Genomic DNA, 21,527 nt, shown 5'->3' with positions numbered 1-21,527 from the left:
GGAGGAGCTATACAGCTTATGCACAAACTATTGGCGGTTATCGGAGACTACTATCATCCGGAGGCGGATATAGCAGACGGACTCGAGCAAAGTCTAGCTTCATGGCTGAATAGCGGTAAGGTAAGCCTATCCTATACAACGGTAGATCGGCTTGCCAAGGCACTTCAAGATAAGCCTGACGCGGTCATCCTCTTCAAAGACGATAAAATCAATCCAGCCGACGAGCATCCTACTCACTGGCTCGATGCAGATACAGAACAGGCAATGCTTCAATATGTGTATGAAGGAGGCGGCTGGTTATCTTGGCATTCCGGCCTTGCTTCCTTTCCGGAGGACGGCGCTTATGTATCCATGACTAGAGGATATTTCAAATATCATCCTGAGCAAAAGCTTGTTCGGTTCACAGCCGCTCCAAGCGCAGCAGCAGACGGTACTGAGCATTTTTCCATCGATCCAGCTCTTAGCTTCGAATCAAAAGAAGAGCATTATTTCGTCCATTGTGAAGAAGCGAGTACAAATGTATTCATGCGTTCCTCTTCGGAAGACGGCGAATCGATTGGAGGATGGTCTCATCCTTATGGCAAAGGAAGAGTGTGCTGCCTGACACCGGCTCATAATCTTGATACGCTTATCTTACCGGAGATGAAACAATTGCTTGAAGCTTGTGTACGCTGGTGCGCACGGGCATAAACGTTCATACAGACGCTTAAGCTCCTTATATAGAGGAGCTTCTTCTTTTTCTGCTATAATGTCGATATGTACATAAGGTGGTGCTCCAAGTGGAAAAAATGATCGATGACCAATGTGACGATTCCTGTCTGGGCACGGATCTGCATGATGACAGTCTGGTGAATGCCAGGGTAGAGGAGAAGACGGCGATAGATTTGGCGGAGTTGTTCAAGGCGCTTGGTGATCCAACCCGTGTGAAGATGATCTATGCACTGCTTGATCGCGAACTATGTGTTCATGATCTTTGCCAAGTGCTTGAGATGGCACAATCCGCTGTTTCCCATCAATTACGTTATTTACGTAATGTCCGCATCGTGAAACGCCGCAAAGCCGGCAAGACCGTCTATTATTCGTTAGACGATGATCATGTGAAGGAAATATTCATACAGACGCTCCAGCATGTGCAGCATTATTCCTGAGAGATCCGAATTCGGAACGTAAAGGAGTGCGCGCGATGAAAATTGTAGTCGTCTCGGATACCCATATGCCGCGAATGGCGAAGGCTCTCCCACCGCGTCTTATAGTGGAGCTGGACAACGCTGATCTCATTCTTCATGCAGGAGACTGGACCAGCCCGTTGGTATATGGCGAATTATCGAAATACGCACCTGTGAAAGGGGTAGCCGGCAATAATGACGGGGAGGCCATCGTCAAGAAGCTGGGCTATAAGAAAGTCGTAACCTGCGGAGGGAAGCGGATTGGTCTCGTGCATGGACATCTTCCTCACTCCAGCAAGAAAGCAGAGCAAAACGCTGCTCTATCCTTTACGCCTAAGCAAGTGGATGCGATTGTGTTCGGACATTCCCATATACCGTTCATGCAGGAGCAGAATGGCATCTTGTTGTTTAATCCTGGCTCCCCAACAGCCAAGCGCAAGCAGCCTCAATATTCGTTTGGCATTATGAGTATAATCAACGGTCACTTAACGGCTCGACATATCTTTTACGATAATAAGGTGTAATAGGGAGGTTAGAATGATCGTCTATATTCTGATCGGGCTGGCAGCCCTTATTGTTCTAGTCTACTGTCTGCTCATCCTGCCCACTCAATGGCTGAAGGTAGAACAAGTGCATTATAAGACTGGAGCGGGAATTAAAGTGCTGCAGATCAGCGATATTCATATCGAGCACATCAGAATTCCGGCACGCCGATTAATTCAATTAATAGGGACAGAACGTCCCTCGTATATTGTGTTAACGGGAGATTTCACGGAGCTTGCTCCCTATTTGTCTAAAGTTCATCGATATATTAAGGAGCTTGCATCTACAGGTGTGCCGATGCTGGCTGTGTATGGAAATCACGACCATCATTTGGCACCAGCCGAGCTTCAGCAATTGACGAAGATGCTTGAAGAGGAAGGCGTTCGTCTTTTGCATAATGAGGTGTATGCTGCTGGGCATTATCAGTTTATTGGCATTGACGATTGGACGAGTAAGAAGAGTGATCCGGACAAGGCTTTTGCAAAGGCAGATCCGACTAAGCCAACTATTGTTCTGACTCATGATCCAAACGTCGTGCTGCATATTAAGCAGAGATTCACGTATCTGATGGCGGGACATTTCCACGGGATGCAGTTTCATCTTCCGTTCCTATTTAAGTATTTGAGAAAAGGCGCGCTTCCAGCAGCAGGTATTTATAAAGGCATGCATCAGATGGATAATGGGATGATTTATATTTCGAAGGGAATCAGCCAGACAGGTACCAATGCGAGATTCCTTATGCGCAGTGAAGTAACCATTCATCATCTGTAATCGTTGCTGAGGGAGCGGGTAAGGTTGGCGCTTGATAAACATTGTAAGATTGAAAGAATCGGGATTGTAAAGCAGATTGAGGAACAACAGGTTACTTTAGAAGTTGAAGGCAAACCTGTGAACGTACCACGTGCCAAGACATCGGATTCATTGGAAATTAACGATTCTGTACGCTGGAGCGGGACGATGTGGATCAAGATGATGGAATAGGAGGTGAATTCAATATGAAAATGAGCGTTACTCCTGCCGCAACGGCACTTTTCAAACAAGAATGGGGTTTCAAGAACAACGATAGCGTGCGCATCTTTGTCCGGTACAGCGGCGGCGGAGAAGACGCCTTCTCCTTTGGCATTATGAAGGATACCGCGCGTTACCCGGCGGCTAAGATCGTGGAAGACGGAATTATGTTCTATATGGAGGAAAATGATGCGTGGTACATGGAAGGAAAAGATCTCACCATCGACTGCCGCAATGACAATATCGTATTTCTTCGTTAATAGTAAGACACAAAGAAAGACGCTTCACCCTAGTGATGAATGGGATGCGAAGCGTCTTTCTTTGTATCTGCTTAGAAAAACGGCAGCTTAATTGACTTCTTGTAAAGAGGATACAGCCATTTCACACCACTTGGCGTAAGTGTATCCGCAATCAGATGAGATAAGTACCCAGCGACTGCAACGTGCATAAGGCCTTCAAGCTCAAGCTGCTTCTCCAGCCCCAAGGCGATGGCGCCCCATGCAATGACCGCCCATACCGTGTGTGTCAAACCACGATGCTTCAGCCAAGGCGCCCAGGCGACAAACACGCCAAAACCGATTAACCAGCTCATGTTATACGCAATCCCGCCATAGATCAGAGCAGCGCCAACGCTGCTTACCAGTGCGTTCCGAATCACGCCTGTTCGGACGACCAGACCAAGCAGCAGTAGAGCTGCACATGCGATGATAAGCGGAATATCAACATAATGATCGGATATGTACAAATAAGCGGTAACCGCTGTTAACAGCCAGCCTCCACCAAGCAGAAGACCATGCAGCCATTGGGATAACTTGCTGGCTTTCGAGCTGAGCAGACTTGGGCCATCCAGATCGGCACTTAAAGCAGAAAATGACGCAACTGCCAAATAAGTCGCCGCATGAACCATCGTAAATGGATAGTGTGCAGCCGCTGCCGCACCAATCGCAACGCCAATTGTAAGATGAGTAGTCCCTTTCATTCGTCCTCCTATGACTGACCTTGCAGCAGTAATCAAACATATGTTCGCGTAGCTATTATAGCGCATATTTAATGATAATACTACATTAGTTAGTTGACATAACTCTTTTTATGTCGATCAAGTTATGAGGAGTCGAGATTCTATTCTAACGATTCTTTCTAGGACGACGGTCCATCTCTTCCGATACAACAAAAGCAAGCTCTTCGTTGCCAAATAGTGACAACACCTGAAGCACTGTATCATCATCAATATCACCAGCTTGCTCCTTAGGAGCCGTTAATGTCATCGCATCAAGCAACCGACCATTACTTGCTTGATGCGGATAGGCTCTCGCATATAACTCCACAGCATCTAGACCATAATTCACGCACCATTGAGCGAACACAAGGATCATTGTATCTTCATCCTGTTTATATCTTTCTATGATAATCTGTTCCATTTCTTTTGAATTCATTGCTATTTCTCCTTTAAGAAGGTAATATAATTACGAAAAATATTCCTATTAGACGGATTGTAAGATGAATTTTGACAGATAGCCATCCATTAAGCAGCCTATAATTCTGGGGGAATATTCCATGTCATCGTACTATTTAACAGATCTTGATGGAACGTTGCTTCGTTCAGATGAGACGATGTCGGATGATACGATTGAGCAGCTTAAGGAAGCAATTGAAGCGGGAATTGTGTTTAGCTATTCGACGGCAAGGAGTTATACGAGTTCAACTAAGGTGACTTCTGACATTCCATGGCGGTATCCTGTTGTCATATACAATGGTGCCATGATCTACGATCCGGTGGAGAAGCGAGTTCTTGGCGGAAACTGGTTAAGTGCGGAGCTTTCCAATCGAATTATTGAAGCGGGACGCAGGCATCAGTTAGTGCCGCTTGTGTTTGCCTTAGATGAGAATGACCAAGAGAAAGTACTGCACGAGAGACTGCATCGCATAGGAGATCTTTCTTTTTATAATAGTAGACCGAATGATCCTCGTTTTCAAGAAAGCGATCGGCTGGATCTAGGTGCGAAGTACCGTATTCTTATTATGTCGTACATTGGTTTGTATGAAGAATTGGAACCTGTCAAACAAACGATAGAACAATTATACAACGGACTTGTTCATATTGAGTTCATAAAAGATGCGTATATTAAAGATCATTATTTTCTTGAAATCAGTCATCCCTTGGCGAATAAAGGCGAAGGGGTACGGTTGTGGTCACAGCATGTTGGCTGTGAGGTTAATGATGTAACCGTTTTCGGTGATAACCTGAACGATATCGGTATGTTTCAAGTGGCAGGCACTCGAGTCGCGGTTGCAAATGCCCATGAACGGATCATAGCATTAGCGGATCACGTCATTGGAACAAGTAATGAAGATGCAGTAGCCGGATATATTACGGAACAAAGGTCGCGTTTGACTACAAGATGATAAAGAGGGAAGCTATGAGACCATTTCAAGGCCTGATTGCTATGATGTTTGTTTTTCTCATATTTTTATCACCCATGCAAGTTTATGCGGAAGATTCCTTACAGACGACGGAGCAAACGGAGCAATCCGCTGAGCCGCCTCCAGATCTGCCTAATGCAGGAGCAGCTATTCTCATTGATGCTAAATCCGGCGCCGTACTGGTTGCCAAGAATGAAACAGAACGTCTCTATCCTGCAAGCATTACGAAGATTGTGACGGGCATCATTGCTTTGGAACAATCAGATCCAGCAGATATTGTGACGGTGTCAAAGAACGCACGTAGGGAAGACGGTACGCGGATCTACCTGGCGGAAGGCGAGCAGAAGCCGATGCTGGACCTTATTGAAGGCATGTTAATTAATTCGGGTAACGATGCGGCAACTGCGATTGCCGAGCATATAGACGGAACAAAGGAACAATTCGCAGAGCGCATGAATGAATTTGTTCATAAGCTTGGTGCATGGGACACGAACTTTGTGAATCCCAGCGGTCTGCCGGATGATAATCAATATACGACGGCAAAGGATATGGCGAAGATTGCCCAATATGCCATGCATAATGAGCAATTCCGCCAAGTTGTCTCGACGAAATCCAGACCATGGATTGGGGAAGAATGGGTCTCCAAGCTTGAAAATCATAATAAACTGCTGAGCAGCTATGAGGGTGCCATTGGCGTGAAGAATGGTTTTACCCAAGCTGCAGGTTATACGCTGGTCTCTGCGGCTGAACGCGGGGATACGGAACTAATTGGCGTCATTCTGAAAGGCACAACGGACGCTGGTGTGTATAAGGATATGACCAAGCTGCTTGATTACGGATTTGCTCATTTTACAAGCACTTTATATATGGATGCCAATGAGAAACATACGTTCGTGACTCGGGATACAGGTAAACAAATGGAGTTCATTAGCGCAACACCTCTGTGGGTGACGATCAAGGATGGTGAGATTCCTGTCCTTGCAGTCGATTCGAATGGCACGACGTTTGTTCAATCCTCACAGGTGTATACGCCATCCGAATCGGTAGCTATCTTAATGCCAATCTTGCCTCTGGCCGACCAAGCTGAAGTGCAGATTGCATCAGTTACGAAAACTGACGCGACAACTACCGGTGAACAAAGAGCGGAGTCTTCCGGCTGGCATTTGGGAGTTACGATCACATGGTCCATCATGTTAGTGTTCATGCTGCTGTCTGGCCGAATCATGTATGTAAGGCAGCGAAAAAGACGATTTTATAAATATAAATAGTAATGTGAATGCTGAAGAGCCAGGACTTCTGATAAGTCTTGGCTCTTTTGTATAGGGTGAATTAGCACTGATCACAAGAGAACGGCTATTTTTTAGGTATCAGAACCAATCCTGGCGTATTCAAACGCAAAGCATGGCTAATTCGTTTACAATAAAGATATATGGATAGGAGGAATAGCCGATGAGCGAGAAAACGCATATTATACTTGATGTAGACACAGGAATCGACGATGCATTGGCGATTCTATATGCTTTGCTGTCACCAGACATTCATGTCGAAGGATTGACTACTGGCTTTGGTAATATTGATGTAGGACAAGCTACTGAGAACACGCTTCGGCTAATCAAGCTGGCGAATTGCGGCTATGAAGTGCCAGTAGCAGCAGGAGCAGCTGGCCCGTTAAAACGGGAATATGCTGGGCCTGTTCCACATATACACGGTCATAACGGGATTGGCGACGCCGAGCTCCCACCATCTGAGCAGCAGCCTCTCAAGGAATCAGCAGCCGAGTTTATTGTCCGCAAGGCGTACGAGATGCCTGGTCAGCTTGTCGTTGTTACGGTAGGCAGAATGACGAATTTGGCGTTGGCTTTGGCGCTAGATCCAGCGATCGCAAGCAAGATTAAGAAGGTTGTTGTAATGGGTGGTACTGTCTTTGCTCCAGGCAATGTTACGCCGGTTAGTGAAGCAAATCTATGGGGTGACCCTGAAGCGGCTGCACAGGTGTTCCGCTCGGAGGTGCCACTTACGATTGTTGGTCTGGATGTCACGCTGCAAGTTAGATTGTCTCGCAGCCATCTCGACCAATTACGCCGGTTAGCTCCGGCTCAGAAGCAGCCCATTGTCGATTTTCTGCATGTGGCGTTGGAGCGTTATTTCGACTTTTATCTGGAATCGAATCAATACCTTGGCGAATGTCCGATGCATGATCCACTGGCTGTACTAGTTGCCGTAAATCCATCTCTTGTTGCCACTCGTGAATGGCATGCTGACATTGACTGCGGACAAGGACATACGGCTGGAATGATCATTACAGATCGAAGAGTGAATCCGAAGGTTGGACGTGTGATTACTTTCTGCTTAGAGGTAGAGGAGGATCGGGCATTGCGGCAAATGCTGTCCGTGTTCTTACAACCATGAGTACATTACTAATTAAGAATGCCCGCAGCATTGTTACCATGGATGGCGAGAACCGTGTCATTCGTAATGGTAGTCTCTATGCGGTAGGACAGGAAATAGTCGCAATCGGTGAGGATCTGCCTTATGAGACAGCGGATCGCGTTATAGACGCCAAGCATAAAATTGTTTATCCGGGCCTAATTAATACGCATCATCATTTGTACCAAACCTTAACCCGGAACATTCCCCTGGCGCAGGATTGCTCGTTATTTGACTGGCTCCTGACGTTATATGAAATCTGGCGCCATCTGGAGCCGGAGGATGTCTACCTGAGTGCTATGACAGGACTTGGCGAGCTGCTGAAGAGTGGTTGTACTACTTCCTCGGATCACTTCTATGTTTTCCCTAACGGTGTCTCCGAGCACTTGCTGGACGAAGAGATTCGGGCGGCTTCCGAGCTTGGCATGCGGTTCTTCCCGACAAGAGGCTCGATGAGTCTTGGCCGGTCAAAGGGCGGCTTGCCACCTGATGAAGTGACACAGACTGAATCCGTTATCTTGCGCGACACACAACGTGTTATTGAGCGATATCATAATGCGGATCGGTTCTCCATGCTGCGTGTTGGTGTAGCACCGTGCTCGCCGTTCTCTGTATCCCGAGACTTGTTGAAGGAATCTTCGGATCTTGCACGGAGCTACGGGGTTAGAATGCATACTCATCTCGCCGAGACGATGGATGAAGAACAATTCTGCATCGAGAAGCTAGGCGTTAGACCACTCGAATATATGGAGCAGACAGGCTGGGTTGGGGATGATGTCTGGTATGCACATGGTATCTGGTTTAATGACAGTGAGATCCATCGTATGGGAGCTTGCGGCTGCGGCGTAGCCCATTGTCCATCAAGCAATATGAAGCTGTCCTCAGGCGCCATACCGATCCGCAAACTGCTTGATGCAGGCGTAAAGGTTGGACTTGGTGTTGATGGTTCGGCATCCAATGATGCTTCCAATATGCTGTGGGATCTGCGAATGGCCTATTTGCTTCATAAACATGAACTGCAGGGACGAGGCCTTACAACCAATGAGACTTTATCACTTGCGACTCGTGGCTCAGCACGAGTGCTTGGCTGGGAGAATGATATCGGAACGCTTGAGGTAGGAAAAGCAGCAGATTTGTTTATGCTTGATTCGAGAAAGCTGGGGTTTTCAGGCGCTTTATTCGATGATGCAGCACTGCCTTTAACAGTTGGGGCTACACAAGCCGATATGACGATTGTTGGCGGCCGTGTAGTCGTTGAGGATGGAAGGCTGGTAGGAATCGATGAGGAACAGCTTGCCTTCCGTACTCAGCTTGCTGCAGACCGACTTGTCAATTCAGCCTCTCTGCGACTTGGAATAGATTATAGAAAATATAGAGGATAGCATACTACATATACAATATTAGAAAAGGGTGGGTCACATGGAAGAACGTTATTCTCGCGCATCCAGATGTTATAAGACAGCAAGGATTTTTCCTACGGATGTGAACAATCACAATACTTTATTCGGCGGTAAGCTGATGGCTTATATTGATGATATTGCCTCAATTGCAGCAACCAAGCACTGCCGGAAAACGGTTGTTACGGCTTCAACCGACTCCGTCGATTTCTTGTCCCCGATCCGGCCTTCGGATTCGGTGTGTCTGGTGTCCTTCGTGACTTGGACTGGCCGAACTTCCGTTGAAGTATTTGTTAAGGTCATTAAAGAAGATTTGTTAAGCGGAGAGCGCGTAGTGGCAGCAACTTCGTTCCTTACTTTTGTTGCCCTTGATCAGGATAATCGGCCCGTTCCGGTGCCGCAGGTTATCCCTGAATCGGAAGAGGAAATCAAGCTGCATGAGACTGCGCCTCACCGCGCAGAAATGCGCCGGATCCGTCGTGAGGAAAGCAAGAAATTTGCTGATTATTTAACAGTTTCCCATCCTTGGGACTAATAAAGCTGCAACAAAAAATGCGCAATCAGCTTGATTGCGCATTAACTACATATTGGATACAGCAATAAACGAAGATGGCCATGGCGATACATACTCCAATTACTATATATACAGCTCTTTTTCCATTCATACGAGGGCACCAGCTTTCTATGTACATCGATCTTGTCTATTATAAACGAATCCGATTGTAATGTCATATCGAGTCAATGCTTGATTCATACCCCGTTGTTACATATACTTTTAGAATCGGGTTGTAAATCCGGAGTAGAAAGTAAGGCAAGAGGGGAATGACGACAAAATGGAGCAAGCTTCCAAATCGCTGAAGGATGATACGAACATTCCGCAAGAGGAATTTTTCGCTGCTGCCGCATTATTTTGCCGCGCATATCCGACATTCGTAGCGGAGATTGACCGAGTAGAAGCTGAACGTGGTAAGCTCAATGACTTCCAGCTTATGCGTGCGGTGAACAAAGCCAAGGAAAGTCTAGTGATTCTAGGCTGGGACTGTAGAAAAGCCGTTAATGCGTTATTTGAAACGTATGTAGAAGTTTATAAGCATAGCAGTAAGGAAGAGGCTAATCATTGGGCGGAATCAACCTTTGGCTGCAGTAAAACACTAATCTACGAGCCTTCGATTGAAGATGAAGAGATTGTGGAACAAGGCTTGTACCTGGAAATGCGAATCGAGCAGCTTACCGCACTTATTCATGAGCAGGAAACCACTCTGCTGCAAAATTATCGTGAGCTGTACCGGCTCAAGATTGCCGCTGCCCATGAAGCGGAGGCAGAGAATACTTTCGAGGCTTCAGAGCCTGAAAGTAAAGAAGAGGAAGACGAGTAACAGAGGAGAGGCCGTTGTCCAATTGGGACAACGGTCTCTTAATGCCTGAAAGATCGTTGTCCCGTGACAACGGTCTTTTTGTGCTGCGATGCTTCGTAATCGATTTCATGTTAAAATGATGTGAGGTGCATTGGAGAGAGAGGACTGTGAAATAGATGAGCAAAGCGATCGTTGTAACTGGTGCGGACCGCGGGGTTGGTCTTGCTCTAACTGCGGAATGGCTGAGAGGTGGAAACCGGGTATTCGCTGGACAATATGCCGAAAGCGCTGGATTACTGGAGCTTAAGCAGGAATTTGGAGATCGCCTTACCATCTTTCCTCTGGATGTGTCGAGTGAGGCTAGTGTGAAGCAAGCTTATGATTTGGTAGCATCCCTGACGGATAAACTGGATGTTCTTATAAATAACGCAGCGGTATTGGGAGATATTAGAAATACCATTCTTGATGAGCTTCAGTATGAAGAAATGCTGAATGTCTTTAATGTCAATGCCTTAGGCAGTCTGCGCATGAGCCAAGCCTTCACGCCGCTGCTGCTGCAAAGTGACTCGAAGCTGATCGCCAATATTTCATCGGAAGCAGGAAGTATTGCCGATTGCTGGCGTGATGCCTGGTATGCGTATTGTATGTCCAAAGCTGCAGTCAATATGCAGTCGAAGCTCATTCATAATGGCCTGAAGCCGCATGGCGGACGTGTGCTCGTTATTCATCCGGGCTGGGTGAAGACTCATATGCAAGGGAAGCTTGATGAGGCGGCTGAGCTCACACCGGAACAATCCGCGTCTGGTATTACGAACGTTATACTTACAGCACTGACAAAAGACGTTATGGAATGCGAATATGTAGACTATGAAGGTAGGAAATTAAATTGGTAAACACACTTCTAGAAGCTTTTAATAGAACGACTTACCCAGTTTTAGGACATGGTAAACGAAATGTTCAAGTATTGAAGGATACTTTTGATGATCTAGATGGCACAATCGAAAGCGATATATATGGCACTGGGAAAGTCATTGAGGATTTCCAGGCCAAAATGGCTGCCTATCTGGGCAAGCCTTCTGCGGTATTTTTCCCAAGCGGCACAATGGCACAGCAAATTGCTCTTCGTATGTGGTGTGATGAGAAGGGGATTCGCAAAGTTGCCTATCATCCTTTGTGTCATCTGGAGATTCATGAACAGAATGGCTTAAGAGAGCTGCATCAGATCGAGCCGGTGCTTCTTGCAGATAAGAATAGCTTAATTACGCTCGAAGATGTGCTGCAAATGAAGGAAGATATCGCATGTCTCTTACTCGAGCTGCCTCAGCGGGAGATTGGCGGTCAGTTGCCAGCTTATGAGGAGCTTGAAGCGATTGCTGCACATTGTAAAGAGAAAGGCATTAAACTGCATCTTGACGGAGCTAGATTGTATGAGATATTGCCTTATTACGGGAAAACCGCAGCGGAAGTCTGCAGCTTGTTTGACAGCGTCTATGTATCCTTTTACAAAGGAATCGGTGGTATTGCAGGAGCTATTCTTGCTGGTGAGGAAGCTTTTACGACTCAATCGAAGATCTGGAAACGGCGCCATGGCGGGGATCTGATCAGTCTATATCCTTATATCATAAGTGCAGATCAAGCCTTCGATGAGCGGCTGCCGAAGATGGAGCAGTACTATCAAGCTGCGGTTGAATTGGCTGCAATGTACAATGACTGCGAAGGGATTACGACGAGACCTGTTGTGCCGGTGTCGAATATGTTCCATGTTCATACGGAGCTGCCGAAGGAATCTATCGAGAAGCTTCTCATCTCGGTGTATGAAGAAACGGGAATTGGATTGACAGGCAATGTGCGGGATTTTGGTGAAGGCGGCTCGTATTTTGAAGTAAGCCTTGGGGACCGGTATGCAGATATTCCAAAGAAGCAGCTGGGACAAGCTTTCTCACTGCTTAATCAGAAAATAAAACAAATTACTGCATAAACATGATAAAATTTTCGTTATAGCGAGGTTGAGGAGGAATCGATATGTCGGATTTTGATCAGGATGAGTTAGCGGAAAGACGACGTAATAAATTGAAGCTTATTCAGTTTAACAAAGATGATCAATCCTTGATCGAATCGGAGAAGCCAAAGGAAACCTTCGAGGATGTTGGCGGGCTGGAAGAGGTGAAGAAGAAGATTCGTTTGAACTTCATTCTTCCACTGAAGCAGCCGGAAATCTTTAAGGCCTATGGCAAGGAAGCCGGCGGCAGCTTGCTGCTGTTTGGACCACCAGGATGCGGGAAAACATTCTTAGCGCGTGCTGTTGCTGGAGAAATCGATGCCAATTTCATTCATATTGAGCTGCAAGCCATTCTATCGATGTACGTTGGACAAAGCGAGCATAATTTGCATGATGTATTCCAAAAGGCCCGGGACAACAAGCCATGTGTCATCTTTATAGATGAGCTTGATGCGATGGGGGGAAGCCGTCATCAGATGAGGCAGCATCATGAGCGGATGCTCGTCAATCAGCTATTAACGGAGCTTGACGGGCTGCAATCCGGTAATGACAATGTGTTTGTCATCGGTGCGACGAATACACCATGGTATCTGGATTCCGCTTTGCGGCGGCCAGGACGGTTCAACCATCTCGTATTCGTACCGCCTCCAGAAGAGGAAGAGCGGAATACCATTCTGCAGTTAAAGCTTGCGGGTAAGCCTACTAATAGTTTGAATCTAACTAAGCTGGCTGGGGAGACGAAGCTCTTCTCTGGCGCGGACCTCGAGCAGGTTGTGGCTGATGCCGTTGATTCGGCTATGGAGCGTACATTCGAGACCGGAGAGATTCAGCCGATCACACAGGATGATCTGAGGAAGTCTATTAAAGGCCGTAAGGCCACGACGGTAGAATGGTTCTCTACAGCAAGAAACTATGCCACATTCAGTGATGTGAATGGTGATTATCAGATCGTGCTCGATTATGCGAAGAAGCATGGTATCAAATAGTTTTTTAGGCGGGAGGACTGTCTTGTGGAAGATACAGAAGATACGATAACCCCATCGTCTCCGACAGCCTATACGGCAATATACCAGCTGATATATTGGAAGCGATATAAGGAAGCGCTTGTTGAGACGGAGAAGCTGTTGCGTGAAGACCCTCATGATCCGGATCCTTATGCGTTATATGGTCAGATATTTTTGCTTATGGGGGATAATGGAAAAGCGATACACTGGGTGAATGAGGCTTTGAGAAGAGATCCTGAGAATCATTTGGGATGGTATGTTCGAGTCTCGGCTTATTATGAAGCTGATAACGAAACGGCATTTAACGAAGCGGTATCGGAAGCGCTGCGGATTGACCCTTATGAAGCTCATTATTATTTTTTGAAGGCAAATCAACATATTAAAAAAGGCAAACATGCTCTGGCCAAAGCACAAATGGAGATCGCACTTGATCTAGAGCCGGAGAAGCCGATTTATCTGGCAATTCTTTGTTACATTGAAGCTTTGTTAGGCAATGATGAGGTATCCAAAGCGCTGGACCGTCAGGCTATCCGCTATGATGCCGAGCAACCGGATGTTCTTATGTATCTAGCATGGGCAGCAGCTAGGCGTGGTGATTATAAACTGCAAGAGACGTATATGCGTAGCAGCATACGTTTAAATCCGGATGACAAGCAGTATCAGAATGAATATTTGGAGTCGCTGCAGCATAATTTTTTACTCTATCGAGTCTGTTTATGGCCAAATAAATTATTCCGTAAAATGAAGCCTTGGCAAATTCTCGTCGTATGGGCGGTGTGCTGGCTGCTCTTTAAGCCATTGGTTCTCGTATTTATTGCCCTTCATATTCTAGCCCATTGGTCGACAAAAGCTATTATCCATGTTCGTGTGTTTGGCTGGCGCAGGCGAAGAAGCTAAAAGATATACCGGATCGATACTCTTAGGAGATCGATCCGGTTTTTTTCATTATTTTGATTCGGGATGAAAGTACGACCCCAAGAACTCCAAGTACTGCTTAGCGGCTCGAGGCAAATATCGCTTCTCATTCCAGGCAATTGAGAATTCTCGCTCACAACATGGTGACTTAATGCTGAGCAGCTTAACGTTCGGATCATCGTTTGTGTTACGAGGGACGAAGGCAACGCCAAGTCCCGCTTGTACTAGGCTCCATAACGCCGATGGCTCATCCACTTCGCAAATAACATTCCTAGTGATGCCGGCAGCATCGCAATACGCATTATTAATATGACGGAAAGGATGCTCGGTGTGATACTCGATAAAAGCTTCATTTGCTGCTTCGGCTAATGAGATACTGTCTCTAGCTGCCAATCGATGTGTAGTTGGAACGGCAAGGTTAACTTCTGCCTTTAATACGATTTGTTCTCGAATCCAGGATTGATTCAAGGAAGCAGCAATGAAGCAGAGATCAACATCGCCACGCTCTAGAAGAGAGATCATATCGTTAGATGCGGCAGGAGGGATCTGAACCACGCGAAACAGGATCTCTGGATTAACCTTACGGAATTCGCTTATAGATGAGGAGAGACGACTAAGCGTTGGTGTGGCAAGTCTAATAGTTCCTTGCTCTGTGTCTAACATATCCACCAATTCCCGCCGTCCTTCTTCCAGCGCTCCCAGCGCAATCTCAACCTGCAGCAGGAATGCTCGGCCGTACCGATTCAATCGGATCTGACGGTTCTGCCGATCAAACAGGGGGACGCCAACATCCTCTTCGAGTCGAGAGATCGTCTTGCTAAGCGCTGGCTGCGCGATTCGCAGCTCCTCGGCTGCCCTTGTCATGTGCTCATGTCTGGCAACCGTGCTAAAATATTGAAGCTGCAGCAGTTCCATAATAACGACCTCCAAGCCTTATATTGAACTTTTTCCATATACCTGAGTATATAATAACATACATAAATATATATTATCATTTATCAATTCGGAGGGGTATATTGGTAAGTGCAAAGATAAATAGGAGGGAGATCGTTATGGCTGTCGAACAAACGGATTCCACTCAACCTCTGAATGGAAACCTATTAATCAAACTACTTGCGTTCACATTGATTCTGTCATCAATGAGCGCTACGATGTTCAACATCGTTCTTCCGGAGATCCGAGTGGACTATGACCTGTCAGTTGCTCAGGTCAGCTGGGTATCCACCTCATACTTGCTTATATACGCAGTTGGCTCTGTACTCTACGGCAAGCTGCTTGATCGTTATCAAGCCAAAAATCTGATTACCTTCGGATTACTCGTATTCGCGTCAGGCTCATTACTTGGGTTATTCGCTGGATCCTACGCATTTGTGCTGATGGCAAGAATCCTGCAAGCAGTCGGAGCGGCTGTCATCCCGGCTTTAGCCATGTTAATTCCTGTCCGCTTTTTTCCACCAGAGAGAAGAGGTCATGCGCTTGGAATCTCGGCCACCGGACTAGCACTAGGAAATGCCATCGGTCCAATCGTGTCTTCGCTGCTCGTATCGTTTGTTCATTGGCGGTGGCTGTTCGCTATACCGTTACTAATTCTGATTACACTGCCATATTATCGAAAATATCTAAACACGGAAATTAGAGCAGGAGGAAGCATCGATTGGCTTGGTGGAGGTCTTCTGGCCGGGACTGTTGCCTTGCTGCTTCTTGCGATTACACAAAGTAATTGGTGGCTAGGAGCTGGAAGCGCGTTGTTGCTCTTAGGCTTCTCTCTGCGGATTAGGATGGCTTCTGATCCGTTTGTCTCAAGGACGCTAATGAGAGATCGTATTTATTTAACGGGATTAATGATTGCTGCGCTTGTGATGAGTGTCAGCTATGCTTTACCTTTCTTGACACCTCAGTTATTATCGGGTATTAATCAGTTAGAGCCAGGATGGGTCGGCTTCGTCATGGTACCTGGTGCCTGCGTTTCAGCTTATCTCGGTAGAAAAGTCGGCAAATTGGCGGATGCAAAGGGTAATTCTTTTGTGTACCATACGGCTTCTCTGTTACTTTTCAGCTGTTTCCTCTTGTTATCGTTATTCGTAGGAAGTCCGGCGGTTATAATCGGTTTTATTTTCACCCTTGGCAATGTTGGCCAAATGTTCATGCAGATTGCACTCTCGAATACGATCTCGCGCAGCATTCCGAAGGATCAGATTGGCGTTGGGATGGGGCTGATGACACTATGTAACTTCCTCGCGGGGGCGATATCAACGGGGATCTATGGGAAGATCATGGATGATGGGGCAGATGTGAGCTGGATTCCGTGGCATTCGAACGAAGCTTCCTATGTTTTTAGTAATTTGTATTTGGTCTTGGCCATTATCCATGTAGGAATTTTACTTCTCTATCGCAGTGTCTTTGTCAGCAGGAAGAAGGCTGATGCTGCAGCTCAAGGCATGAGTAGGCAATAATAAATGAAAAAACCGGATCAATTCTCTTGTGAGAGATCGATCCGGTTTTTTATATGGAATTGCCATAAGCACCAAAGCTGATGATAGACGGTGAAAACAAGACGAAAAACACGATTGATTGGAAAATATAGAAGGTTAACGATACTAAGAAGGAATACCCATGGACAATAAACAATTATTTGCCGGCTTTCATAACGAGGAACAATGGAACGAAGCACTGCACGATCAAAATAATCATTTGCAGGAGACCTACGGCATCGAGCCGTTCGAGATCAAGGAAGCGGAAGTGCCAAGTATGAATGAGCAAGCTCTAGAAGCTATGACTTTCATGAATGAAATAGCGGATTGCTTGAAAAGTGGTGTCAAGCATCATGATAGCAGGGTTAGAACCCTTATTTGTAATCACCTTGCTTTTATGAAAGAGCACGGTCATTCTATTTCGGCTGAAGATTATGTTGTGCAAACTCGATTTTTCTTAAGCGATGATTTTCACCTTGCCATGCTAGAAGGCAAGCAAACAGGATTGGCTTATTATCTAGCAGCGGCAGCGGAGGCTTATATAGAGAGTTAAAGGAATGAATAAAATGTGTAGACGCTTTCATTTATAATGAATAACCAGGCAAATTGAGATGATTTGCTTGGTTTTTTGTATGAAAAAGATTAATGAGCTTAAATAAGTTTTGTTTTAGATAAATGTAAAGAATAATTCGTTATGATCATGGTAATGAATTTACTACGGGTCGGAATTAAGATTCAGCAGCCGGCAAAAAATTGAAAATGAATTAACCGATTAACCAGCTGATTGAAATCCATGCAATCAATGAAATCAGTTGTACAAATGATCAACTGTAGAATTAGCTGCAGATCAGCTAATCAGATAATTAATCATTAAATACGATTGTAATTAAAAATGTGAAACATTGAAACGCGAAATTAGATTTAAACAGCAAGAGAAATGAAATTGAAGCAACATAAAAGCAACATAATGAAGCATGAACGCGCGAATATGAGAGCTTAAAGCAAAATCAACGAAAAAGAGCAAAATCATCGAAATTGACCAGAAGCACTGTTATCCTGGTTTTATTTGGTATTACTTTTTCACAAAACCCGTATTTTATACATATGTCTGTAACTAAGTAATAACCCTTACATCAAAGGTTTTGATATTGTGTCATACATTATATACGTGTGTTAGAGAAAATCAAATTTATAAGTTGAAGACATCCGTTGTTCCGTCGTTATCTCATCCCACACGATTATTACTGCTGCTTATCACAAATATAAAAAAGCATCGTATTTAATAACGATGGTTTTTTATCGATATGAAATTGGTCTACAACGTATTCAGCCAATTGTTTAAGTTGGTCTTAAGATTCCACGGCGTTTTAAGATTTATTTAATTTTATATTTATTTATAAGCTCGTCTTTAAAGCGCCCTTCTTTTTCACCAGATATATTTTTTTGGTTTGTTTCACCAATGTTGTATTTACCTTCATTAATACCTAAAATCACATTTAAATCAGGATATGTTAGGTCAGGTTTTAATACAAGAAGGTATCTTGTATTTAAGCTCATCGGTGTGTAATCTTCAATGCGAAATTCTGTTTTTCCTGGAGAAATACCGTTATCAACGATATAATAAGGCTCTGCAACCTGAATTACATCCCCTTTTTTATATTTTTCATCCTTATTAACGTAAGTGCCATCTATCTCAAAACTTGTTATTGTATAGGATTCAATTGTAAATCCATCTTTATCCCGAACAATATGATTTTTACTTTCAATTGGCTTGCCTGTAACAATTAGTCCTGAGCGATTTTCAAGTTCACTTAAAGATTGATGCTTAACACTCAGCGCCTGTACTTCTGCATAGCTTACTTTTGTATCTGCGTATAAATACCCTGAAACTGACATTATGAGTGCTAAAGAAGTTATTGTTATGGTTTTTTTGAATTTCATAGTTATAACACCTCCTTAGTATCCATATTTTACCTACATAAGCAACTATACTAAAATATGTAGGTTCTGAAGTAACCTCAGACATAGCCAAATTACTTGAAACATTATTCCAGGCCAATGCCCCTGTATTTGTTTTACTTGTATATCCATAAGTGGCAACAGAAGAATCTTTCCAAAACTTTAGGTTTTTAGCAGTATTACCGAACCCTGTAGTGTGATAATACACGCTTGCTGCAAACGCTGTTGTTGAAGCAACCACAAGAGAAGCTGCAAGAAGTGAAACACCCAACAATTTACCTCTTTTCAAACTAATCATCCCCTAAATTTGTTTTATTAATTCCTCGTAAATAAATGTATATTACATAATGAGATCTTCCCCTCCAATTCCTTTTTTTTACATTGTATAGCAGATTTATGGTAATATCTACATTTTATATAACAAAAACTATAAAGGATACATATGAACTATTTCCATATAAATCAAGTACTTTAGGTCGTATATCTTAATATTTCCTGCATGCTCATTGGCGTAAATGACTGGTAACGATCGTGATTCCGTTTCTCTTCGAAACGAAATGCGTTAATGGAGTTTCTCCTTATAGGCTAACGTATCTTTAAGATTCGTCTATCTTTTGTCGGTAATGAGATCAAGTTCTAATCATCTGGTTTTGACAAGAACTTGATCCCATTAATGAAGAAAGCCGCGATTTTCGTGTGCTTTAATGAAATTAATGTTTTTGTCACCCGACACCAGTTGACTCCGAGTGTTGGCAGCCCTATAAGATCGAAGTCGTAATTTTGCGTTTTCTACCCTGTACTTCGATAAAAACGGCAGCTGATCCTCCGATCCGCTGCCGCCACAATTTTTATCATTGAAATTTCTCGAACTCGTTTTTTAGCCAAATCTGATTTTGTTGGGCTACATATTGTTCTAAACGAATAATATGTTCTACTAGTTCAGACTTTGTAGACTGCATATAACGTAGTTTAACGCGCTCTAGGTCTCGATTAATTTTGATCTGTTTGAATGATTCCATATCGTCCAAAAGCCGCTTAACTGCCTTTTTACGCGCCTTATAAGGTTTGGCAGTTTGATGCTGAGTGAAATATGCCTGAAGTTCGCTATTCCTACGAATTGTGTTAGGGTGGATGCCCTCACCATCCGGATCCAATACCCTGGTCAGTTCCGAAACAGTGTGATATGAAACGGGTTTATTATCTTTTACAAGCTTATCGATTGCATTAATTCCGAGTTCAACAGATCTACTTTTTCTTTGCTCGTATCTGTTTTGAAGCCAAGATAATTCATTATTTGTGGGAGATTCTGATTTCTGACGCATGTTTTTCATCCTTTTGATATCTTTCAATCAATTGTATCTCTTTAAGCTCAGTTCGAGCTCGATTCTTAGTAATCTTCATTTTTTGAGCTTCTAGTGGCAGTCCAAGCTTTTCAAATCGTTTCTCACTTTCATCTGCCAACGTGTAGAGAGACGTTATTTCATCTTTAAATTCAGGCCGGGGAACTTTAGCAGCACACCCGATACATGCCATTTTTGTAGGACATACTGAGTCAATTGTACAGATACCGCCTACTACTTTTGAAAGAGTCCCTACTTTCTCCCGATAGTCGTCATATAATTCTTGCAGTTCCTCCGGACCTCTCAAAATTCCCTTCTGAATATCGATTTGGGTAACCCAATTTTCATGGAGACTATTAATAGACTCTGAGATCTGCTGAGATGTAGGTGCAGAGTAATATGCAGTTACCTCAACATCCTTCTGATGTAAGAGAGACTTGACGATATCCAGTGGTAGCTTCTCACTTTGTACTGCATGCGTAGCAAAGGCATGGCGAAGTAAGTGTGATTTTTACGATTACCTGATTACCTTCAGCTGTTTGAATGATGATCCCGTGTAGTAGAAATCTTAATATTGCATTAATAGTAAAAACATTGATGTGCCTGGACTGATACTGAAAAATGTATTTTTTTGCGCTAAGAAGGTGTTTCCGGCTCTCTACATCGAACTCGACATCAGGAATCCGATCATTTCCGTATGAATCTTTTAGCATCTTCACAATTTCAGTCATAAACTTAAAAACATCTTCAGGCATGTAATAATTCTCAGCCTCTTCACGTCCCTTTGGTGTAAGACGAAAAATGTAATTCTTCCTAGCTGGTGTGGCACTCTTATCGACCGTTATTACACAACATTCCTTGTCATAACTGATTTGTAGTAATTCAATTATCCGTGCTCCTGAAGAAGTAATAATATCTAAAGCGAAACGAGCAAACATACAAGCTGTATAAATTGGCTCTATATTGATGAATATCTTATTGGTGGTTCGCTGCTTCTTTGTAAGATACAATCCCTGAATTAACAATCCAGGATTTCGCGGAAGAAACGGAGCTGTGGTCTTACCATCCTCATCTACATCATAGCCCCAGTGATTAAGGTACTCAATTACTCTGGCTCGATGTTCCTCAGTTGTGTATTGAGTATCCCATTGACCTAATACTCTTAGTCGCAAGAGGTCTAAAAACCATGGACCTTCTCCAACAGATCCGTCATCTAGTTTCTCTGCTTTAATAAATTCCAGAAAATAATCTTTATCATTTTGCTGACGGTATTGATTTTTTCCTTCAATCTCGTGTTCATAGCTCGAAATGTCCCAGAGTGTAAAGTACCATCTAAAAACGGCAGCGAAAAAAGCGGAAATCACTGAAAACGGCAAGCTGGCTGAACTTCTCGCCCTCGCTGACGGACAGGAATATCAAATCAACTACGTCCTTGGCGGCAAGGCGTGGCGCGGCTTCGGCGTGATGGGTGCCTACGATACGGAAGACGCGGTCCCTCCTGGACTTCCTCGCCGGGGACTAC

25 protein-coding genes are annotated in these 21,527 nt (G+C 44.3%); 18 read left to right on the top strand and 7 right to left on the bottom strand.

Annotated features, from left to right (window positions below; genetic code table 11):
* The first annotated feature begins 18 nt into the window (after positions 1–18).
* The 6 genes from AB4Y93_RS03290 to AB4Y93_RS03265 all read left to right on the top strand — a co-directional run bounded on the left by AB4Y93_RS03290 (position 19) and on the right by AB4Y93_RS03265 (position 2,977).
* Entirely contained in the window at positions 19–690 is a 672-nt protein-coding gene (locus AB4Y93_RS03290; RefSeq protein WP_441888903.1) for a ThuA domain-containing protein, read from the top strand.
* 89 nt (positions 691–779) lie between these two features.
* Entirely contained in the window at positions 780–1,148 is a 369-nt protein-coding gene (locus AB4Y93_RS03285) for an ArsR/SmtB family transcription factor (protein WP_441888901.1), read from the top strand.
* A 35-nt stretch (positions 1,149–1,183) separates the two neighbouring features.
* Positions 1,184–1,690 carry a metallophosphoesterase family protein gene (locus AB4Y93_RS03280; protein ID WP_441888899.1) on the top strand — a complete coding sequence of 169 codons (507 nt, stop codon included), beginning with the start codon at positions 1,184–1,186 and terminating at the stop codon, positions 1,688–1,690.
* A 13-nt stretch (positions 1,691–1,703) separates the two neighbouring features.
* Entirely contained in the window at positions 1,704–2,480 is a 777-nt protein-coding gene (locus AB4Y93_RS03275) for a metallophosphoesterase (protein WP_441888897.1), read from the top strand.
* 24 nt (positions 2,481–2,504) lie between these two features.
* A complete protein-coding gene (locus tag AB4Y93_RS03270; protein WP_441888895.1) occupies positions 2,505–2,690 on the top strand; it encodes a hypothetical protein in 186 nt (61 codons plus the stop codon).
* Positions 2,691–2,704: 14 nt separating this feature from the next.
* A complete protein-coding gene (locus tag AB4Y93_RS03265) occupies positions 2,705–2,977 on the top strand; it encodes a HesB/YadR/YfhF family protein (RefSeq protein WP_441888893.1) in 273 nt (90 codons plus the stop codon).
* A gap of 71 nt (positions 2,978–3,048) precedes the next feature.
* On the opposite strand, the gene AB4Y93_RS03260 is transcribed toward AB4Y93_RS03265, so the two are convergent.
* Both AB4Y93_RS03260 and AB4Y93_RS03255 read right to left on the bottom strand, forming a co-directional pair.
* On the bottom strand, positions 3,049–3,696 hold the full coding sequence (locus AB4Y93_RS03260) for a metal-dependent hydrolase (RefSeq protein ID WP_441888891.1): 648 nt from the start codon (positions 3,694–3,696) through the stop codon (positions 3,049–3,051).
* 145 nt (positions 3,697–3,841) lie between these two features.
* The gene (locus AB4Y93_RS03255; RefSeq protein WP_441888889.1) at positions 3,842–4,150 is read right to left on the bottom strand and encodes a hypothetical protein; all 309 of its coding nucleotides are present in this window, start codon (positions 4,148–4,150) and stop codon (positions 3,842–3,844) included.
* Between the two features lie 121 nt (positions 4,151–4,271).
* Between AB4Y93_RS03255 and AB4Y93_RS03250 the strand changes: the two genes are divergently transcribed.
* The 10 genes from AB4Y93_RS03250 (at position 4,272) to AB4Y93_RS03205 (ending at position 14,217) form a co-directional block, all read left to right on the top strand.
* The gene (locus AB4Y93_RS03250; RefSeq protein ID WP_441888887.1) at positions 4,272–5,120 is read left to right on the top strand and encodes an HAD family hydrolase; all 849 of its coding nucleotides are present in this window, start codon (positions 4,272–4,274) and stop codon (positions 5,118–5,120) included.
* 14 nt (positions 5,121–5,134) lie between these two features.
* Positions 5,135–6,406 (top strand): D-alanyl-D-alanine carboxypeptidase family protein, encoded by a 1,272-nt coding sequence (locus tag AB4Y93_RS03245; protein WP_441888885.1) that lies wholly within the window; start codon positions 5,135–5,137, stop codon positions 6,404–6,406.
* Positions 6,407–6,587: 181 nt separating this feature from the next.
* The gene (locus AB4Y93_RS03240) at positions 6,588–7,547 is read left to right on the top strand and encodes a nucleoside hydrolase (RefSeq protein WP_441888883.1); all 960 of its coding nucleotides are present in this window, start codon (positions 6,588–6,590) and stop codon (positions 7,545–7,547) included.
* The gene (locus AB4Y93_RS03235; protein ID WP_441888881.1) at positions 7,544–8,947 is read left to right on the top strand and encodes an 8-oxoguanine deaminase; all 1,404 of its coding nucleotides are present in this window, start codon (positions 7,544–7,546) and stop codon (positions 8,945–8,947) included. The genes AB4Y93_RS03240 and AB4Y93_RS03235 overlap by 4 nt, the downstream gene beginning before the upstream one ends.
* Before the next feature lie 37 nt (positions 8,948–8,984).
* Positions 8,985–9,497, top strand: a complete 513-nt coding sequence (locus tag AB4Y93_RS03230; RefSeq protein ID WP_167280606.1) for an acyl-CoA thioesterase — start codon at positions 8,985–8,987, stop codon at positions 9,495–9,497.
* A gap of 298 nt (positions 9,498–9,795) precedes the next feature.
* Positions 9,796–10,338 (top strand): hypothetical protein, encoded by a 543-nt coding sequence (locus AB4Y93_RS03225; protein ID WP_441888878.1) that lies wholly within the window; start codon positions 9,796–9,798, stop codon positions 10,336–10,338.
* A gap of 155 nt (positions 10,339–10,493) precedes the next feature.
* Complete coding sequence (locus AB4Y93_RS03220) at positions 10,494–11,210, top strand: SDR family oxidoreductase (RefSeq protein WP_441888876.1); 717 nt, start codon at positions 10,494–10,496, stop codon at positions 11,208–11,210.
* Positions 11,198–12,295 (top strand): threonine aldolase family protein, encoded by a 1,098-nt coding sequence (locus tag AB4Y93_RS03215; RefSeq protein ID WP_441889249.1) that lies wholly within the window; start codon positions 11,198–11,200, stop codon positions 12,293–12,295. Before AB4Y93_RS03220 ends, AB4Y93_RS03215 begins: the two co-directional genes overlap by 13 nt.
* Before the next feature lie 44 nt (positions 12,296–12,339).
* Positions 12,340–13,302, top strand: a complete 963-nt coding sequence (locus AB4Y93_RS03210) for an ATP-binding protein (RefSeq protein ID WP_441888874.1) — start codon at positions 12,340–12,342, stop codon at positions 13,300–13,302.
* Positions 13,303–13,326: 24 nt separating this feature from the next.
* The gene (locus tag AB4Y93_RS03205; RefSeq protein ID WP_441888872.1) at positions 13,327–14,217 is read left to right on the top strand and encodes a tetratricopeptide repeat protein; all 891 of its coding nucleotides are present in this window, start codon (positions 13,327–13,329) and stop codon (positions 14,215–14,217) included.
* A 48-nt stretch (positions 14,218–14,265) separates the two neighbouring features.
* Here AB4Y93_RS03205 and AB4Y93_RS03200 read toward each other — a convergent pair whose 3' ends face one another.
* Positions 14,266–15,150, bottom strand: coding sequence for a LysR family transcriptional regulator (locus tag AB4Y93_RS03200; RefSeq protein ID WP_441888870.1), 885 nt, complete (start codon positions 15,148–15,150; stop codon positions 14,266–14,268).
* A 137-nt stretch (positions 15,151–15,287) separates the two neighbouring features.
* Between AB4Y93_RS03200 and AB4Y93_RS03195 the strand changes: the two genes are divergently transcribed.
* Both AB4Y93_RS03195 and AB4Y93_RS03190 read left to right on the top strand, forming a co-directional pair.
* Complete coding sequence (locus AB4Y93_RS03195) at positions 15,288–16,688, top strand: MFS transporter (protein ID WP_441888868.1); 1,401 nt, start codon at positions 15,288–15,290, stop codon at positions 16,686–16,688.
* Between the two features lie 160 nt (positions 16,689–16,848).
* A complete protein-coding gene (locus AB4Y93_RS03190) occupies positions 16,849–17,259 on the top strand; it encodes a TipAS antibiotic-recognition domain-containing protein (protein ID WP_441888866.1) in 411 nt (136 codons plus the stop codon).
* An 821-nt stretch (positions 17,260–18,080) separates the two neighbouring features.
* Here AB4Y93_RS03190 and AB4Y93_RS03185 read toward each other — a convergent pair.
* From AB4Y93_RS03185 to AB4Y93_RS03170, 4 genes are all read right to left on the bottom strand, one after another.
* A complete protein-coding gene (locus AB4Y93_RS03185) occupies positions 18,081–18,647 on the bottom strand; it encodes a hypothetical protein (protein WP_441888864.1) in 567 nt (188 codons plus the stop codon).
* Positions 18,648–19,516: 869 nt separating this feature from the next.
* Positions 19,517–19,987, bottom strand: a complete 471-nt coding sequence (locus AB4Y93_RS03180; RefSeq protein ID WP_441888862.1) for a hypothetical protein — start codon at positions 19,985–19,987, stop codon at positions 19,517–19,519.
* Positions 19,956–20,312: a hypothetical protein gene (locus tag AB4Y93_RS03175; protein WP_441888860.1), complete on the bottom strand. Its 357-nt coding sequence runs from the start codon at positions 20,310–20,312 to the stop codon at positions 19,956–19,958. Before AB4Y93_RS03175 ends, AB4Y93_RS03180 begins: the two co-directional genes overlap by 32 nt.
* Before the next feature lie 154 nt (positions 20,313–20,466).
* Positions 20,467–21,381 carry a hypothetical protein gene (locus AB4Y93_RS03170; RefSeq protein ID WP_441888858.1) on the bottom strand — a complete coding sequence of 305 codons (915 nt, stop codon included), beginning with the start codon at positions 21,379–21,381 and terminating at the stop codon, positions 20,467–20,469.
* Positions 21,382–21,527 lie beyond the last annotated feature (146 nt).

The organism is Paenibacillus sp. YAF4_2, from assembly GCF_052113225.1.
Taxonomy (GTDB): Bacteria; Bacillota; Bacilli; order Paenibacillales; family Paenibacillaceae; genus Pristimantibacillus.
The sequence above is the reverse complement of the archived record's forward strand: the minus strand, read 5'-3'. Positions and strand labels throughout refer to the sequence as shown.

Excerpts from the sequence above, each read along its gene's own strand:
- AB4Y93_RS03260 (WP_441888891.1), bottom strand. The coding sequence starts at position 3,696 with ATGAAAGGGACTACTCATCTTACAATTGGCGTTGCGATTGGTGCGGCA.
- AB4Y93_RS03210 (WP_441888874.1), top strand. The coding sequence starts at position 12,340 with ATGTCGGATTTTGATCAGGATGAGTTAGCGGAAAGACGACGTAATAAA.
- AB4Y93_RS03230 (WP_167280606.1), top strand. The coding sequence starts at position 8,985 with ATGGAAGAACGTTATTCTCGCGCATCCAGATGTTATAAGACAGCAAGG.
- AB4Y93_RS03250 (WP_441888887.1), top strand. The coding sequence starts at position 4,272 with ATGTCATCGTACTATTTAACAGATCTTGATGGAACGTTGCTTCGTTCA.
- AB4Y93_RS03185 (WP_441888864.1), bottom strand. The coding sequence starts at position 18,647 with ATGAAATTCAAAAAAACCATAACAATAACTTCTTTAGCACTCATAATG.
- AB4Y93_RS03290 (WP_441888903.1), top strand. The coding sequence starts at position 19 with ATGCACAAACTATTGGCGGTTATCGGAGACTACTATCATCCGGAGGCG.
- AB4Y93_RS03245 (WP_441888885.1), top strand. The coding sequence starts at position 5,135 with ATGAGACCATTTCAAGGCCTGATTGCTATGATGTTTGTTTTTCTCATA.
- AB4Y93_RS03265 (WP_441888893.1), top strand. The coding sequence starts at position 2,705 with ATGAAAATGAGCGTTACTCCTGCCGCAACGGCACTTTTCAAACAAGAA.
- AB4Y93_RS03225 (WP_441888878.1), top strand. The coding sequence starts at position 9,796 with ATGGAGCAAGCTTCCAAATCGCTGAAGGATGATACGAACATTCCGCAA.
- AB4Y93_RS03240 (WP_441888883.1), top strand. The coding sequence starts at position 6,588 with ATGAGCGAGAAAACGCATATTATACTTGATGTAGACACAGGAATCGAC.
- AB4Y93_RS03195 (WP_441888868.1), top strand. The coding sequence starts at position 15,288 with ATGGCTGTCGAACAAACGGATTCCACTCAACCTCTGAATGGAAACCTA.
- AB4Y93_RS03180 (WP_441888862.1), bottom strand. The coding sequence starts at position 19,987 with ATGCGTCAGAAATCAGAATCTCCCACAAATAATGAATTATCTTGGCTT.
- AB4Y93_RS03220 (WP_441888876.1), top strand. The coding sequence starts at position 10,494 with ATGAGCAAAGCGATCGTTGTAACTGGTGCGGACCGCGGGGTTGGTCTT.
- AB4Y93_RS03200 (WP_441888870.1), bottom strand. The coding sequence starts at position 15,150 with ATGGAACTGCTGCAGCTTCAATATTTTAGCACGGTTGCCAGACATGAG.
- AB4Y93_RS03280 (WP_441888899.1), top strand. The coding sequence starts at position 1,184 with ATGAAAATTGTAGTCGTCTCGGATACCCATATGCCGCGAATGGCGAAG.
- AB4Y93_RS03255 (WP_441888889.1), bottom strand. The coding sequence starts at position 4,150 with ATGAATTCAAAAGAAATGGAACAGATTATCATAGAAAGATATAAACAG.
- AB4Y93_RS03275 (WP_441888897.1), top strand. The coding sequence starts at position 1,704 with ATGATCGTCTATATTCTGATCGGGCTGGCAGCCCTTATTGTTCTAGTC.
- AB4Y93_RS03190 (WP_441888866.1), top strand. The coding sequence starts at position 16,849 with ATGGACAATAAACAATTATTTGCCGGCTTTCATAACGAGGAACAATGG.
- AB4Y93_RS03235 (WP_441888881.1), top strand. The coding sequence starts at position 7,544 with ATGAGTACATTACTAATTAAGAATGCCCGCAGCATTGTTACCATGGAT.